Genomic DNA, 15,265 nt, shown 5'->3' on the forward strand with positions numbered 1-15,265 from the left:
TGGGTGCTTCAGTCGATTGAAAAAGGTCAGGTGCCTGCGCAGCATACCGACAAAGCACCCATGGCGGCGGTGGTGTGTTGTGCCTGGCGTCAAAGCAGTGCAGGGCAGGGGCGCGGGATAATACGCCGCATGAAGACCGTCTCCCTGAATTCGCTGCAATCGCGCCTGGCGCTCCCGCCATCTACGGGGAGGACCGCATGGCACTGAGAATCACTGACGAGTGCATCAACTGCGATGTGTGTGAGCCCGAGTGCCCGAACCAGGCCATCACCCTGGGACAGGAAATCTACGAGATCGACCCCGACAAATGCACCGAATGCGTGGGCCATTTCGACGAGCCCCAGTGCGTACAGCTGTGCCCAGTGGCCTGCATCCCGGTAGACCCCCAGCATGTGGAGAGCCGGGAAACGCTGTGGCAGAAGTTTCACCGGCTGCAGGCTGTCACCAAAATATAAGTTTTTTTGGCCTCTAGCGCTTACCCGTCAAGCGCTAATAGCTATAAAAACAATAGCTTTTAGTTGTCTTCAGGTCTTGGTGGCTTGGGACGCGGTGGCTTGGTGGTGTGGATCAGCAAAGTGGCTTTCTCCATGTCCCCCGCCAGCAAGGCCGGATGCGCCTTGAGTGAATGTGCGATGCTGTCCTCGATCAAGGTGCGCTGGTCGGGCGAGGGTTTTTTCAGCACCCAGTTGGCCACTTCGGCCTTGACGCCCGGATGCCCAATGCCAATGCGCAGGCGCCAGTAATCGGGCGAACCGAGCTGGGCATGAATATCCCGCAGGCCGTTGTGCCCGGCATGGCTGCCCCCGCGCTTGAGTTTCACCTGGCCGGGGGCGATGTCCAGTTCATCGTGCGCCACCAGGATTTCCTCGGGCTGGATCTTGAAGAACCGCGCCAGTGACGCCACCGATTTTCCCGACAGGTTCATGAAGGTCTGGGGCTGCAGCAGCCACACACTCTGGCCATGTACGCTGGTGCGGGCCACCAGCCCGTGGTAGCTGCGCTCGGGCACCAGCGTGGCCTTGAGTTCGCGCGCCAGCGCGTCTATCCACCAGAAGCCCGCGTTGTGGCGGGTGGCCTCGTAGTCGGGCCCTGGGTTGCCCAGGCCCACAAACAGTTTGATCATGTGCGCAATTATCGGTAGCTACCAATGAAAACGGCCCACACAGGTGGGCCGTTGGATGCAGCTCTGCCGGAGCAGGCCGCGAAGACCGGTGCGCCGGTCTTATTTCTTGCCCTTGCCCTTGCCCTTGGCATCGGCGGCAGGTGCTGCGTCGGCGACAGGCGCCACCACTTCCACCACGGGGTTGGTCACGGAAACCAGCACGGGGTTGTTGTTCTGACCGCCACGGATCACAGCGCTTACACCCTTGGGCAGTTTGATGTCCTTGAGGTGCAGGGAAACACCCTTCTTCAGCGTGCTCAGGTCCACGGCAATGAACTCAGGCAGGTCGGAAGGCATGCAGGTCACGTCGAGTTCGTTCACGACGGGGTTCACCAGGCACTTGTCCACCTTGACAGCGTCGGACTCATCCGCGCCGCTGAAGTGCAGTGGCACCTTCATGTGCAGCTTGGTCTTTTCGTCCACGCGCTGGAAGTCAATGTGCAGCACCAGTTGCTTATAGGGGTGGTATTGCACGTCGCGCAGCAGAACCTTGGCGGTTGTGCCGGCCACTTCCATGTCCAGCACGCTGGAGTGGAAAGCTTCCTTCTTCAGGGCGTGCCACAGTGCGTTGTGGTCGACCTCGATAAGCTGGGGTTCAGCAGAACCGCCATACACGATGCCAGGCGTCTTGCCCGAATTGCGCAGACGGCGGCTCGCACCCGTACCCTGCTTGGCGCGCTCAAAAGCGACGATGTTCATAATTAGCTCCTGAAAAGGGACGACCGCGACCAGTCATTCCCTGTTAAAAAAAGGCTTGTTGCGCCCAGATGGCGGCAAGCCCACAACAATGCTCCCGAACAGGCAAGCCTCCCGAAGGAGGCCTGCAAGCATCTGACTCAGCAAAGCCACGCCACACAGGCGCGACCGGCGCTCAGAAAAGATTCTCTTGGTCCGAGAACAAACTCATCACCGACTCTCCCTTGGCAATGCGCTGGATCGTTTCGGCGATCAGCGGAGCCACGGAGAGCTGGCGGATTTTTGCGCAACCTTTGGCGTTGTCGCTCAAAGGGATGGTGTTGGTCACCACCACTTCGTCGAGGGCCGAGCCCTGGGCGATGCGTTCAATGGCGGGGCCAGAAAAAATGGGGTGGGTGCAGTAGGCGTACACCTTCTTGGCACCGCGCTCCTTGAGCACTTCGGCAGCCTTCACCAGCGTGCCGGCGGTGTCGATCATGTCGTCCATGATCACGCAGTTGCGGCCATCGATTTCACCGATCACGTGCATCACCTCGGACACATTGGCCTTGGGACGGCGCTTGTCGATGATGGCCAGATCACAGCCGAGCTGCTTGGCCAGGGCCCGGGCGCGAACCACGCCGCCGACGTCAGGCGACACGACGATCAGGTCTTCGTAATTCTTCTGGCGCAGATCGCCCAGCAGAACAGGCGACGCATAGATGTTGTCTACCGGGATGTCAAAGAACCCCTGGATCTGGTCGGCGTGCAGATCCATGGTCAGCACGCGGGCCACGCCCACCGCCTGCAACATGTTGGCCACCACCTTGGCGGAGATCGGAACCCGGCTGGAGCGGGGGCGGCGATCCTGGCGGGCGTAGCCAAAATAGGGAATCACGGCGCTGATGCGTTCGGCTGAAGCACGCTTGAGCGCGTCCACCATGATCAGCAGTTCCATGAGGTTTTCGTTGGTGGGTGCGCAGGTAGACTGCACCACGAAAACGTCACGGGCTCGCACGTTTTGTTTGATTTCGACGGTGACTTCCCCGTCGGAGAAGCGGCCCACATCGGCAGCACCCAAGGTGGTGCCAAGGTGTTGGGCAATTTCAGCTGCCATGCCAGGGTTGGCATTGCCGGTGAAAACCATGAAGTCGGGTTGGTTGGCTTGCATGAGCGTCCCAGCAGTCTGAAAAAAAAGCCCGTACGCGAAAAGAAATTTGGCAGGGGAGAAAGGATTCGAACCTTTGCATGCCGGAATCAAAATCCGGTGCCTTAACCAGCTTGGCGACTCCCCTACACGGGTTGATTGCAAAAACAATCAACCGAAATTCTTGTCTGCTGCCCATCCTGCCAGAGGATGAATCATCAGATTCTCACATGTTTTGACCTGCCAATCGCCGGGGGCGTTTTGAAGATCAACGGCATGCGAAATTTGCGCAAACACTGCACTACCCGAACCGGTCATTCGACCTTGCAAACCGTGCGATTCAAGCCACTGAAGGGCCTGCGTCACTTCGGGGCATAAGGCCTGGGCAACTGGTTGCAAGTCATTACAACCGAAATTGTAGTGTGCTGCAGCAAAGCCTAAGATTGTAGCACGATCTGAATCACGTTTCAGATCTGGAGCAGAAAAAATTGATTTCGTATCCAGACCCGCCTCGGGTTTCACTACTGCAAAGCTCGCTCGCGGTAGCTGATGTGCATTCTCAAGCGGCGTGATTATCTCACCAATTCCCTCCACCCAGGCGTTGTGGCCGCGCAAAAAAAACGGCACGTCGGCGCCCAGTGTCAGCCCGATGGCTTCCAGCGCGGGGCGGGGCAGGTTCAGCTTCCACAGGCGATTGAGCGCCAGCAGCGTTGTGGCCGCGTCGGACGAGCCGCCACCCATGCCTGCCTGGGCAGGAATCTTTTTCAGCACGCCAATGTGAGCTCCCAGTCCGCAGCCGGTGGCCTTTTGCAGGGCCTGCGCCGCGCGCAGCGTGAGGTCGAGAGCGGGCAGTGTGGGTCCCAGGTCTTCGCGGGTGATGCGGCCATCGTGGCGCAGTTCGAAATGCAGCGAATCGCACCAGTCGATCAGCATGAAGACAGACTGCATCAGGTGGTAGCCATCGGGTCGGCGGCCAGTGATGTGCAAGAAAAGATTGAGCTTGGCCGGTGCCGGCACGTCGTACAGGTTTTGCATGAAACGGTGTCAGCGGGTCAGAACAATTCGCAGGGTGGCTTGCGGCGCAGGTGTATGGCGCTGTGCGACCAGTCGCCCAGATGCAATGGCCGATAAATCGACATGCCAGCCAACGGCTTCAACCTGGGTGCCTTCTAGCCAGCTGAACAGTGCTGCGACGGGAATACCGGTTCCCAGGACATCCTGCAGCAAGGCCTCCAGTGACTCAGACTTCCGGGTGTCCTGGCCCGTAGTAATCTCTGCGTGGCCGGCATTCCACTGGATTCGTGCGATGGTGTTGCCCAGAGGATTGAGCAAGACGAATTGGCCTTGTTGTGCCGACCCTGAGAGTTCGAACGACGCTGAAAAGGACTGTGACGCCTGATCTTCCACCTGCAACGCAAGGCGACCTGCCCATAGCGTGTCGTGTGAATGTGCAGGCCGCAGTTGAGGCTGCGCACAGCCGGCCAGCAACAGAACAAAAAACGCCAGCAGGCAAGCTACCCCGTAGGGCAGCGTCCGGGAGGGGCCTTGGGGTTGCTGGCCCGGAAAAATGGCGCGCAACATCAGGGCCTGGCCCCCAGCCTTTTCAGTGTGCCTTTGAGCGTTTCGTTGTCTGGATTCAGGCGCAGCCCCTCGCGCCAGATGCTCAAGGCGCGTGTGCGGTCTCCGGTGCTCCAGAGGACTTCACCGAGGTGTGCGGCAATTTCCGCGTCGGGCCGCTTCTCGAAGGCGGCTGATAGGAGTTGCAATGCCTGCGCGTTGTTGCCGAGGCGGAATTCGACCCAACCAAGGCTGTCCGTAATGAAGGGGTCGCCAGGAGCATATTCCAGCGCCTTGGCGATCAACCCTTTGGCCTCCTCCAGGCGCAGGCCACGTTCAGCCAGCGAGTATCCCAAGGCGTTGTAGGCGTGGTGGTAGTCGGGCTGCCGTGCTATCAGCTGCCGCAGCAGCTGCTCCATCATGCCCAGATCACCCGACTTTTCGGCCAGCATGGCCTGGTCGTAAATCAGTTCGTTGTCTTGCGGGTCCAGGTCCACCAGTTCGGTCTGAACGGCCAGGGCGTCTTTGTATAAACGCATCTCCTGCAACAACTGCACCTCAGCCTGCAGTTTCAAGCGGATCTGCTCTGAGGTATTGCCGGGCAGACCGCGAAGCAGGGCACGTGCTTGCGATATCTTTCCCTGTTGGGCGAGTATGGACGCACGACGCCGCTGTGCGCTGAGCAATTCTTCCGACTTGTCTATGCGTCCGAGCCAGGATTCGGCTGCTGCATAGTCTTTTTTCTTTTCAGCAAGCTGCGCATAAAGAAGATAGGCCTGAGTCAGACCGCGCTGCTGTATGTCGGGATCTGCCGTGATCGCATTTGTCAGTTCGATGTAGCGCTGCAGTGATTTTTCAGCATCGGGCAGGCGGTTATCCTGGAATTGCAGTGTCGCAAGAGCAAGCCACGCTTCCCTCAGATCCGGCTTGTCGCGTGTCACGATCTCCAGCTGCTGGCGCGCAGCGGGGTAACGCTGCTGGCTCAGCAGGACGCGGGCATATGCCGTGCGCAATTCGGGATCGGGCTGATTGGCAAGGCGGGTTGTCACCAGCGATTCCGCTTCCGTAACGTCCTCCTGCATCAGTTCAAGGGCCAATGGCAAGGCCACTTCGCTCGAGCCGTCCAGTGCCAAGGCCCGACGAGCCGCCTCAAGCGCTCCAGCCTTATCCCCAGCCGCCAGGCGCATGCGCCCCAATGCGGTCCACGCAGCGGGGCCTGTGGCGGGATGGCGCAGTTCATCGATTAGCGCTTGCTCTACCACATTGGCGGCCAATTGCTTGTTGCTGGCACGGCCATACACCTGAGGAAGGGCCGACAGGGCCGCAGCTTTGGCTGCAGTCGGCATCTGAGTCAACTCCTGGCGCAGCAGGTCCGCGGTCTCGCCTATTCGATTGAGTGCAATCAGTATCTGCAATGTGTAGCGGTTGGCTTCCCGCGATTGGGGTTGCGCCTCTTTCCACGCACGTGCTGCTGCCAGGGCGTAGTGACCTGATCGGGCCTGCAAGGCAATGTCTGCGGCACGTCGGTACAACGCGCTTTCTCCACTGCGCCGCGCCGCTTCCAACATCAGTGCATAGCCTGCGCCTGGGTCTCCTGACTGTGTGGTCAGCTCGCCCAAAAATATCTCATAGAAAAGTTCTGCATCCAACTGCGCGCTGGGCGTTGGTAGCGTTGTGGCTTCTGAGGTGTCGGGGCGTTTCTCATCGCCGGACTGTGTCCATCCCGTAGTTGCTGTTGCCGCCAGAGCGGCAGTGAGAAGGGCTGTTCGAAAGCGATGAGATTGCACCATCGGGCCATAATAATCCATGCTCCCAAACCTGTTTCAAAGGCTATTGCATGCCTGAGTTGCCCGAAGTGGAAGTCACCCGTCGCAGCTTTGCGCAGGCTATTGCTGGGGCCAGGATCGAGTCGGTATGTGTGGGTAAACCATTGCGGTGGCCTTTGGGGTGTGACCCACAATCGCTGGTTGGCAAAAAGGTGGTCGCGCTGCGCCGCCGGGGCAAGTATTTGCTGCTCGATCTGGACTCGGGCCTTCTGTTGCTGCATCTTGGAATGTCGGGCAGCCTGCGTTTCAGTCGTGATCTGCCCCCACCGGGTGGGCATGATCATTTCGACATCCTCACGTCAGAAGGAACATTGCGTCTGCATGATCCCAGGCGTTTCGGCGCCGTGGTCTATGCGGCCAGCGAGCAGGATGCCGTGGCGCAAAAGCTGCTGGGCGGGCTGGGAGTAGAGCCGCTGTCCGAGGACTTTACCTATCCTGCCTTCGAAGCGGGGCTCAAGGCGAGTCGCGCGCCCATCAAGCAGGTGCTGCTGGCGGGGCGTCTGGTCGTGGGGGTAGGCAATATCTACGCTTGTGAGGTGCTGTTTCTTGCAGGCATTCGACCCACCGTTGCAGCGCATCGCATCGGTCCCTTGAGAGTGCGCAGACTTTATTCAGCGATCACGACGGTGCTTGAGCGTGCAGTGGAATTGGGCGGCAGCACATTGAAGGACTTTTCCAGCGCCGACGGAAAGGATGGGCATTTCCAGCATGAGGCCAATGTCTACGGGCGTGTCGGTGCCCCGTGCCATCACTGCGGCACGGCCATCAAATTGGTTCGTCAGGGTCAACGCAGCAGCTATTTTTGTCCCCGATGCCAACGCGCATGACGTGGCGCGGATGGCCATCGGCATGGATATCGCTCCCAAGGGGCGGTCAATGCTATATTTTGAGCATGTCTACATGTAGACCGTTCATCGCATTCCGGGAGCAAAGTGGGACCATCATTCAACGAGCAGTTCGACCAGCACGGCGTGTGGCGGCGTGAGTTCGCCCACCAGATTCACCGTCTGTCCGAGTGGATGTCTGACCACGAACTCATGGACGCTGCAGTTCAGGAGCGGCTGAATCGCCTCGAAGCCCAGGTCCGCAGTGACAAGGTGATGGTGGCTTTCGTCGCGGAGTTTTCGCGGGGGAAGTCAGAACTGATCAATGCCATTTTCTTTGCTGACTATGGCCGTCGCATCATGCCTGCCAGTGCTGGCCGCACAACGATGTGCCCAACGGAGTTGGGCTACGACGCCTCGCTGGCGCCCAGTCTTCGGCTGCTTCCAATCGAAACCCGGTTGCAACTGCAAGGTCTTGCTGAATGGCGCGTGAAGCCCGAGCGCTGGATCGAAATCCCCCTGGATGTCAACAACGCCGATCAAATCGCCAAAGCACTTGAGAAGGTTGCGGAGGTTCGGAAGGTCACGCTGGACAACGCCCGGGCGCTGGGGTTCTGGCACGATGAGTTGGCGGACGAAAATCCGGTTCCTGATTCCGAGGGCTTGGTCGAAGTACCCATGTGGCGCCACGCCATCATTAATATTCCCCATCCCTTGCTCAAGCAGGGCCTGGTGATTTTGGACACCCCTGGATTGAATGCGGTGGGCGCCGAGCCCGAGTTGACGGTCAATCTCATTCCGCAGGCGCATGCAGTGGTTTTCATTCTGAGTGCGGACACGGGAGTTACCCGTTCGGATTTGTCCATTTGGCGAGAACACCTGGCAACCTCTGTGGACAGCCTCGATGCACGCCTGGTTGTGCTGAACAAGATTGACACCCTGTGGGACACCCTCAATTCGCCGGATGAAATCCTCGCGCAGATGAACCGGCAATGCATGACCTCCGCGGACATGCTGGGCGTGCCGTTGCAGCAGGTGGTGCCTGTATCTGCGCAAAAGGGCCTGGTTGCAAAAATTACATGCGACGACCTGTTGCTCGAATCCAGTGGCCTGCCCGTGTTGGAAGAGGCGCTGGCCAAGGGAATCATGGGCCGTCGCCAGGCTATCTTGCGGGCTGCCGTGGCAACGGGGGTGGGGAGTCTGCGTGCAGAAACTTCGCGTGTCATCAATATTCGACGAAGAGATCTTGACGACCAGATGGCGGAGTTGCGGAGTCTTCGCGGCAAAAACGCTTCGGTGATCGAGTCAATGCGGCACCGCGTGGAACAGGAGCAGCGTGAGTTCGATTTGAGCACTGCCAAGATTCAGGCGGTTCGCGCGGTGCATCTCAAGTTGCTGCGAGACGTTTTTCATCAGCTGGGTGCGAAGTCGCTCAAGATGGAGTTGACCGAGTTGGCACAGATGCTCCAGCAAAGGGGCTTAAAGCTGGGCGTGCGCAAAACCTATGCTAAGACCTTCGACAAGCTAAGGGGCACACTGGACAAGGCGCAGGCCTCTGGTATTGAAATCCAGGCGATGCTGGGTGGCACCTTTCGTCAGCTGAATTCGGAGTTTGGTTTCTCCCTTCAGGTGCCGCCCCCGCCGCAACTTGAACACTTCGCCCAAGAGCTGTCACAAATTGAACAAAGCCATCTGCAGTACCTGGGTGTCGGCAATGCCCTGAAGCTGGTGCAACCGGAGTTCGCCGAGCGGCTGGTTCGTGCGCTGGCCATGCGCTTGCGCACTGTGTACGAGTCGGCGGCGAATGACCTGGAGCTGTGGAGCAAGTCTGCAACGGCGCAACTGGATGCTCAGTTGCGGGAACGCCGCCGCAGTTTTGCCCGGCGGATTGAAGCCGTCGACCGCATTCAACATGCTGCCACTGGCTTGGTGGAGCGAATCTCCGAGATCGAGGCGGGTGAAGAAGAGCTTGTTCAACTGGAACGACGATTGGCGGAACTGACTGCCCAGTTGATAGCATTGCCTGTTCTGGCGGAAGCTGCAGAAAAAACCGGGCTTACGCCTGCATGATTCTTTCGGAAGCGGATGTCGCCACGCGCGTGGTTCGCTGGCAAGAAATCCATGGGCGCCATCACCTGCCTTGGCAGCAGACGCGGGATCCGTATCGGGTCTGGTTGTCTGAAATCATGCTGCAACAGACACAGGTCAGCACGGTTCTGGGTTATTACGCGCGATTTTTAGAGCGGTTTCCCGATGTGATTGCTTTGGCCCATGCGCCTTCAGATGACGTGATGGCGTTATGGAGCGGGCTTGGCTACTACAGCCGTGCACGCAACCTTCATCGCTGTGCCCAGGCCGTCGTGAGCGACCATGGCGGAAGTTTTCCCTGCACAGCGCAGGCATTGGCTACCCTGCCCGGTATCGGGCGCTCGACAGCTGGAGCGATTGCAGCGTTCTGTTTTGCAGAACGCACGCCCATTCTGGACGCCAACGTGCGCAGGGTGCTGACACGGGTTCTGGGGTTTGATGCGGACTTGGCAGTGGCCCGCAACGAGCGGATGTTGTGGACGCACGCGCAAGCTTTGTTGCCCTCGGTAGACATCGACTTTGCCATGCCGCGCTACACCCAGGGGCTGATGGATCTGGGGGCAAGCTTGTGCACGCCGCGCAATCCAGCCTGCTCCCAATGCCCTTTGCAGACCTTGTGCGTTGCGCACCGCGAGGGAGCCCCTGAGCACTATCCCGTCAGAACTCGCAAACTCAAACGCCGTGCGGAATCGTGGTGGCTCTTGGTGCTGAAAGATTCCGTGGGGCGGTTTTGGTTGTCTCGACGTCCTGCGGCTGGGATCTGGGCCGGGCTGTATTGCGTACCGGTTTTTTCGTCGCGCCCGGATTTGTTGGCGTTACTGCATGAGCTAGGACCTGCTTGTGTGCAGTCCATGGAGGAGTGCACCCCTTTCCTGCATGTGCTGACCCACCGGGATCTTCATTTGCACCCCGTGGTCGTTGGGCAAGCTGTTGAGTTAAAGCCGGATGATGGGGGAGGCTGGTTTACTGCTGAACAGATCGCGGCGCTGGGTCTTCCTGCGCCCGTTCGCAAGTTGTTGGCAGGGCTATAGCTATTGCAAAGCCATCTTGATGCGGGCATCTAGCGGCCATCCATCTCTCGGTGGCGTCGTAGCACGGTCCAGCGGGCGCTGAATACTTGGGCCATTTGCTCTACAAGATAAACCGATCGGTGCTGCCCGCCTGTGCACCCGATGGCAACCGTCACATAACTTCGGTGGTTTCGGTCCAGCATATCCAGCCAATGGGAGAGAAACTGCTCAATGTGCTGGCCCATCAGTGCCACTTCTGGCTGCTGGCGTAGAAAGTCGGCAACGGGAGCGTCCAGGCCCGTCAGGTCGCGCAGAGCCGGCTCGTAATGCGGGTTGGGCAGCATTCGGACGTCAAACACATAGTCGGCGTCCACTGGAATTCCGCGCTTGAAGGCGAACGACTGGAAAACCAGCGTGAGCTGCCCCGGCGCTGCTGGCATCAGGTCCTTGACATAGCTTTGAAGCTGGGACGCCCTTATCGTGCTGGTGTCTATGACATGCGCTTGCTCACGCAGGTCGGCCAGTAACTCGCGCTCCAGCTCAATCACCTGCGTGAGTGCCCACCGTCCGTCTGTAATGTCGTCATGCGACAAGGGGTGGCGTCGACGTGTTTCGGAAAAACGTCGGACCAATGTTTCCGTAGTGGCATCCAGAAAAATGGACTGAATGATCACGCCCTGGTTGCGCAGGCGTTCCAGTTCCTGCGGCACTTGCGGCAGTGACGTGGCGCTGCGCACATCCATGGCGATTGCCACGCGGTTTCCGTGGTGTTTGTGTTCGAGTGCAACAAAGGCCGGGAGCAGTTCGGGGGGGAGGTTGTCTACGCAGTAATAGCCTGCATCTTCCATGGCGTGCAGTGCCACGGATTTTCCGGAACCAGACATCCCGGTGATCAGCACAATTTCCAGGGGCATGGATGTCAGCCTTTCTGCGGGGTGTTGGCCAAGCTCAGCATTTCGCTGGCATGGGCAAGGCTGGTGCCAGTTGGGCGTTCGCCGCCCAGCATGCGGGCCACCTCTGTAACCCGGAGGTCGCCCAGAACGGGCGTCACTGTGCTGGTGGTTCCCTTTGTATTTCGGCGCTTGGACACCATGAGGTGGTGATCGGCGTAAGCAGCCACCTGCGGCAAATGGGTGACTGCCAGCACTTGGCGGTCGCGCCCTAGTTGCCGCATCAATCGACCCACTGTTTCTGCCACGGCCCCGCCGACGCCCGAATCTACTTCGTCAAAAACCAAGGTCGGCGCCGTGCCGAGTTGGCTGGTAGTCACGGAAATGGCCAGGGAAATTCGTGACAATTCTCCACCAGAGGCGACCTTGCCGATGGGGCGGGGGGTCATGCCGGGGTGACCTGCCACGAGAAACGCAATCTCGTCCAATCCATGAAGAGCAGGCTCAGCGGTTTTTGTTACTGACACCTCAAACACCCCCCCCGTCATGCCCAGTCCCTGCATGGCCTGTGTGATGGCCGCTGACAGTTTGGGCGCTGCCCTTGTCCGCCTGAGAGAAATGGCTCGTGCAACCGTTTGGTAGGCTTTGGCACTGCTCGCTTGCGCGGTTTCCAGGCCGACGAGGTCGGCTGCGGCGTCCAGTTGCTGCAGCTCTCTTTTCCACGCTTGCAGCAAGGCGGGCAGTTCAGTTGGTTGCCGTTTGTAACGCCTCGCCAGAGTCATCCACTGTGAAAGTCGCAAATCGAGATCTGCGAGGCGGTCGGGGTCCAGGTCGGTGTGTCGTAGATAGGCTTGCAACGAGCGAATGACGTCGTTGGTCTGCGCCAGGCTGGACGAGAGGATATCGGCCATTTCGCTGAATGCGGGTTCAAGCAGTTCCTGGCTCTGCAAAAGCGACGTCGCTCGCGCCAGACTGGACTGAGCGCCGGATGCCTCTTCCTCGAGGGTTGCAAGCGCGCCTTGGGCGACCTCCAGCAACGTTTGGGCGTGCGAAAGGCGCTTGTGCTGTGCCTCCAGGTGTGCCCATTCATCCTCTGCGGGTGCTAGCTTGCGGACTTCCGCAATTTGCCATTGAAGCCTCTCGCGCTCCTGCTGGAGTGATGACTGTGCCGCACGTGCTTCCTCCAGAATCTTCTGGTCGGCACGCCATTTAATCCAGCACGCGGCCAGTTCTTGCACCGAGATACCTGCATACGCGTCGAGCAAACCCCGCACGGAGTCGGGGCGGGTCAGACTTTGCCAGGCATGCTGACCATGAATATCCAATAGCTGATCTCCGAGGAAACGCAGTTGTGTCGCGGTGGCAGGGGTTCCATTGATCCACCCACGGCTTTTCCCTTGGGTGTCGATGGTTCGGCGAAGAAGCAGGGTTTCGTCGGCTTCGATTCCTGCATCGTCAAACCATGGTTGCAGTTGGCAGGGGTAGTCGAATTCTGCGCATACATCTGCGTGGGAAGCTCCTTCGCGCACGTATCCAGCATCCGCGCGGGAGCCCAGAGCCAGCTGCAGTGCATCGACCAGAATCGATTTGCCGGCTCCCGTCTCCCCTGTCAGCACGGTGAAGCCAGTTTGCAGATCGAGCGTCAGCTCTTGAACGATCACGAAGTCTCGCAGTGTGATCCGCTTGAGCGCCATGGTCAGGAGCCCCCCTCGTTCCAGCGCAGCTTTTTGCGCAGGGTGGCAAAGTAGTTCCAGCCGAGCGGGTGCAAAAACCGAACGCTATGCTCGGAGCGCTGAACGAGTATTCGATCGCCATGCAGCAGTGATGCCAGCGACTGCATATCGAAATTCGCGCTCACATCCCTGCCGCTCACGATCTCGACGGCCACCTCGGTGGCATCGGACAAAACGATCGGACGGTTTGACAGGGTATGGGGTGCAATAGGAACCAGCACCCACCCCGGGATAGAAGGATGGAGCATGGGACCGCCGGCAGAAAGGGCGTAGGCCGTAGACCCGGTGGGTGAGGCGATGATGAGCCCGTCAGCCCTCTGGTTGGCCACGAATCGCCCCCCCACTTCCACGCGCAGCTCCACCATGCCGGATGTGGCTCCGCGATTCACCACGACATCGTTCATGGCCAGGGCCTCGAAAACCGTGGTCTGCTCACGAACCACGCGGGCTCGCATCAAGGGGCGCAAGTCCTCTTCATACTCTCCGCAAAGCATGGGAGTGAGCGCCGCCTGGTAGCTGTCGAAGGGGATGTCAGTAATGAAACCCAGGCGCCCCTGGTTGATCCCGATCAGTGGGGTGCCATAGCGCGCCAACCGACGTCCGATGCCCAGCATGGTGCCGTCTCCTCCAACTACCAAGCCCAGGTCGCAATGAGTGCCAATGGTGTCTACGTCCATTGAGGGATAGGCGGTCAGGTTGGTGTTGATCGCTGTTTCTTGTTCAAGCACCACCTGGCACCCCTGGCGGACAAGAAACTGCGCTATTTCTTCGAGGGCGCGGCGAGAACTGTCGGTCATGGCGCCTGCAGCAGTTGCCTGATACTTGCCGATAAGCGCAACATGGCGGAAATTGGACGTCATCGCGAAATTACATCACTAAAATCCCCCCATGCTTGATGACCGTGCCAAGTTGTTGCTTAAAGCGCTGGTCGAGCGCTACATCGCCGATGGGCAACCTGTGGGTTCGCGCACCCTTTCGCGTGCGTCCGGTCTGGAACTATCTCCTGCGACGATACGAAACGTCATGGCGGACCTCGAGGAGTTGGGGCTGATTGCCAGCCCACATACCTCCGCTGGAAGGATCCCCACGGCGCGTGGCTACCGCCTGTTTGTAGACACCATGCTGACGGTGCAGCGGGATCCCCTGACAACACCGCAACTGGTGCCAGAGCAGCCGCAAAAAGTGATTGCCAATGCGGCACATCTTTTGTCTAACCTCTCTCAGTTTGTGGGTGTCGTGATGGCGCCTCGGCGCACCTCCGTGTTTCGCCACATCGAATTCCTTCGGCTTTCAGAGCGCCGATTCCTGGTGATCATCGTTTCGCCCGAAGGAGACGTGCAAAACCGCGTCATCTTCACTGACGTGGACTACTCCCAGTCGCAGTTGATCGAGGCCGCCAACTTTCTGAATGCCCACTATGCCGGCTTGGCCATAGAGCAGGTGCGCGAAAAGCTCAAGTCGGAGGTCGACATGCTGCGCGGGGAAGTCGCTTCACTGATGCAGGCCGCAGTCAATGTCAGCTCGGAGGCGCTTTCTGAATCCCAGGATGAGGTTGTCATTTCTGGCGAGAGAAACCTGTTGGCCGTGAGCGACTTCTCCAGCGATATGGGCAACCTTCGCAGAGCCTTTGATCTGTTTGAACAGAAGACCCAGATACTGCGTCTTCTGGACATATCCAGCCAGGCCGAGGGAGTTCGTATTTACATCGGCGGCGAAAGCCAAGTGGTGCCGTTCGAAGAACTTTCGATCGTCAGCGCACCGTACGAGGTAGATGGCCGAGTGGTTGGGACATTGGGGGTGATCGGCCCCACCCGCATGCCCTACGACAAGATGATCCAGATCGTGGACATCACCTCCAAGTTGGTGTCCAACGCGCTGAGTTACCGCAAGTAAACGCCCTACAATACTTGCGGTGCCCCGTTTGATTCATCGTAGGCGCAAGGGGCGTTAGCTCAGTTGGTTAGAGCAGAGGACTCATAATCCTTTGGTCGTTGGTTCAAGTCCAACACGCCCTACCAGTGATCGTTGGCACGATCATCATTTGCTTTGAATTTTCTTTCGTTAGAAATTGATGAATTTGGATCAGGGGCCGCTACGGGTGCATTACAATTGCATCCGTGATTTGAATGGATGGGTGCTAACGCAGACGATGCAAGCATCAATCAAAAAATAGTGAGAATTTTGGATCGCTCTGATTTTCGTGCTATAATTCAAAGCTTAGCGGCTGTAGCTCAGCTGGATAGAGTACTTGGCTACGAACCAAGGGGTCGTGGGTTCGATTCCTGCCAGCCGCACCAATGTTTAAAGCCTGCAACTGAAAAGTTGCAGGCTTTTTCATTTGTGGATTGCTTTT

At 58.8% G+C, this 15,265-nt stretch carries 14 protein-coding genes and 3 tRNA genes; 7 read left to right on the forward strand and 10 right to left on the reverse strand.

The window, feature by feature from the left end; translation table 11 throughout:
* Positions 1-197: 197 nt before the first annotated feature.
* A complete protein-coding gene (locus K226_RS0107590; protein ID WP_024814235.1) occupies positions 198-455 on the forward strand; it encodes a YfhL family 4Fe-4S dicluster ferredoxin in 258 nt (85 codons plus the stop codon).
* Between the two features lie 59 nt (positions 456-514).
* On the opposite strand, the gene pth is transcribed toward K226_RS0107590, so the two are convergent.
* The 7 genes from pth to K226_RS0107625 all read right to left on the reverse strand — a co-directional run bounded on the left by pth (position 515) and on the right by K226_RS0107625 (position 6,349).
* Entirely contained in the window at positions 515-1,123 is a 609-nt protein-coding gene (gene pth, locus K226_RS0107595; protein ID WP_024814236.1) for an aminoacyl-tRNA hydrolase, read from the reverse strand.
* Between the two features lie 99 nt (positions 1,124-1,222).
* Positions 1,223-1,861, reverse strand: coding sequence for a 50S ribosomal protein L25/general stress protein Ctc (locus K226_RS0107600; RefSeq protein ID WP_024814237.1), 639 nt, complete (start codon positions 1,859-1,861; stop codon positions 1,223-1,225).
* 172 nt (positions 1,862-2,033) lie between these two features.
* Positions 2,034-3,008, reverse strand: a complete 975-nt coding sequence (locus K226_RS0107605; RefSeq protein WP_024814238.1) for a ribose-phosphate pyrophosphokinase — start codon at positions 3,006-3,008, stop codon at positions 2,034-2,036.
* A 47-nt stretch (positions 3,009-3,055) separates the two neighbouring features.
* Positions 3,056-3,132 (reverse strand) — tRNA-Gln (locus K226_RS0107610).
* Between the two features lie 23 nt (positions 3,133-3,155).
* Positions 3,156-4,019 carry a 4-(cytidine 5'-diphospho)-2-C-methyl-D-erythritol kinase gene (gene ispE / locus K226_RS0107615; RefSeq protein WP_024814239.1) on the reverse strand — a complete coding sequence of 288 codons (864 nt, stop codon included), beginning with the start codon at positions 4,017-4,019 and terminating at the stop codon, positions 3,156-3,158.
* Positions 4,020-4,028: 9 nt separating this feature from the next.
* A complete protein-coding gene (locus K226_RS0107620) occupies positions 4,029-4,565 on the reverse strand; it encodes a lipoprotein insertase outer membrane protein LolB (protein WP_024814240.1) in 537 nt (178 codons plus the stop codon).
* Positions 4,565-6,349, reverse strand: a complete 1,785-nt coding sequence (locus K226_RS0107625; RefSeq protein WP_024814241.1) for a tetratricopeptide repeat protein — start codon at positions 6,347-6,349, stop codon at positions 4,565-4,567. Before K226_RS0107625 ends, K226_RS0107620 begins: the two co-directional genes overlap by 1 nt.
* Positions 6,350-6,378: 29 nt before the next feature.
* Here K226_RS0107625 and mutM point away from each other — a divergent pair, with 29 nt between their 5' ends.
* From mutM to mutY, 3 genes are all read left to right on the forward strand, one after another.
* Positions 6,379-7,194, forward strand: coding sequence for a bifunctional DNA-formamidopyrimidine glycosylase/DNA-(apurinic or apyrimidinic site) lyase (mutM, locus tag K226_RS0107630; protein WP_024814242.1), 816 nt, complete (start codon positions 6,379-6,381; stop codon positions 7,192-7,194).
* A gap of 210 nt (positions 7,195-7,404) precedes the next feature.
* On the forward strand, positions 7,405-9,261 hold the full coding sequence (locus K226_RS0107635) for a dynamin family protein (protein ID WP_238324207.1): 1,857 nt from the start codon (positions 7,405-7,407) through the stop codon (positions 9,259-9,261).
* Complete coding sequence (gene mutY, locus K226_RS0107640; RefSeq protein WP_024814244.1) at positions 9,258-10,310, forward strand: A/G-specific adenine glycosylase; 1,053 nt, start codon at positions 9,258-9,260, stop codon at positions 10,308-10,310. Before K226_RS0107635 ends, mutY begins: the two co-directional genes overlap by 4 nt.
* Positions 10,311-10,339: 29 nt before the next feature.
* Here the strand turns inward: mutY and rapZ are convergent, their stop codons facing one another.
* Genes rapZ through K226_RS0107655 form a run of 3 tightly spaced genes read right to left on the reverse strand, consistent with a single transcriptional unit; the run spans position 10,340 to position 13,772 of the window.
* A complete protein-coding gene (rapZ, locus tag K226_RS0107645; protein ID WP_024814245.1) occupies positions 10,340-11,203 on the reverse strand; it encodes an RNase adapter RapZ in 864 nt (287 codons plus the stop codon).
* 5 nt (positions 11,204-11,208) lie between these two features.
* On the reverse strand, positions 11,209-12,873 hold the full coding sequence (gene recN / locus K226_RS0107650; protein ID WP_024814246.1) for a DNA repair protein RecN: 1,665 nt from the start codon (positions 12,871-12,873) through the stop codon (positions 11,209-11,211).
* A 2-nt stretch (positions 12,874-12,875) separates the two neighbouring features.
* A complete protein-coding gene (locus K226_RS0107655) occupies positions 12,876-13,772 on the reverse strand; it encodes an NAD kinase (protein WP_024814247.1) in 897 nt (298 codons plus the stop codon).
* Positions 13,773-13,800: 28 nt separating this feature from the next.
* On the opposite strand from K226_RS0107655, the gene hrcA reads away from it, so the two are divergent.
* From hrcA to K226_RS0107670, 3 genes are all read left to right on the forward strand, one after another.
* Positions 13,801-14,805, forward strand: coding sequence for a heat-inducible transcriptional repressor HrcA (hrcA, locus tag K226_RS0107660; protein ID WP_024814248.1), 1,005 nt, complete (start codon positions 13,801-13,803; stop codon positions 14,803-14,805).
* A gap of 48 nt (positions 14,806-14,853) precedes the next feature.
* Positions 14,854-14,930: transfer RNA gene (locus K226_RS0107665), tRNA-Ile, on the forward strand.
* Between the two features lie 202 nt (positions 14,931-15,132).
* Positions 15,133-15,209 (forward strand) — tRNA-Arg (locus K226_RS0107670).
* Positions 15,210-15,265: the final 56 nt, after the last annotated feature.

The sequence above is a fragment of the Acidovorax sp. JHL-3 genome (assembly GCF_000526295.1).
GTDB lineage: Bacteria > Pseudomonadota > Gammaproteobacteria > Burkholderiales > Burkholderiaceae_C > Acidovorax > Acidovorax defluvii.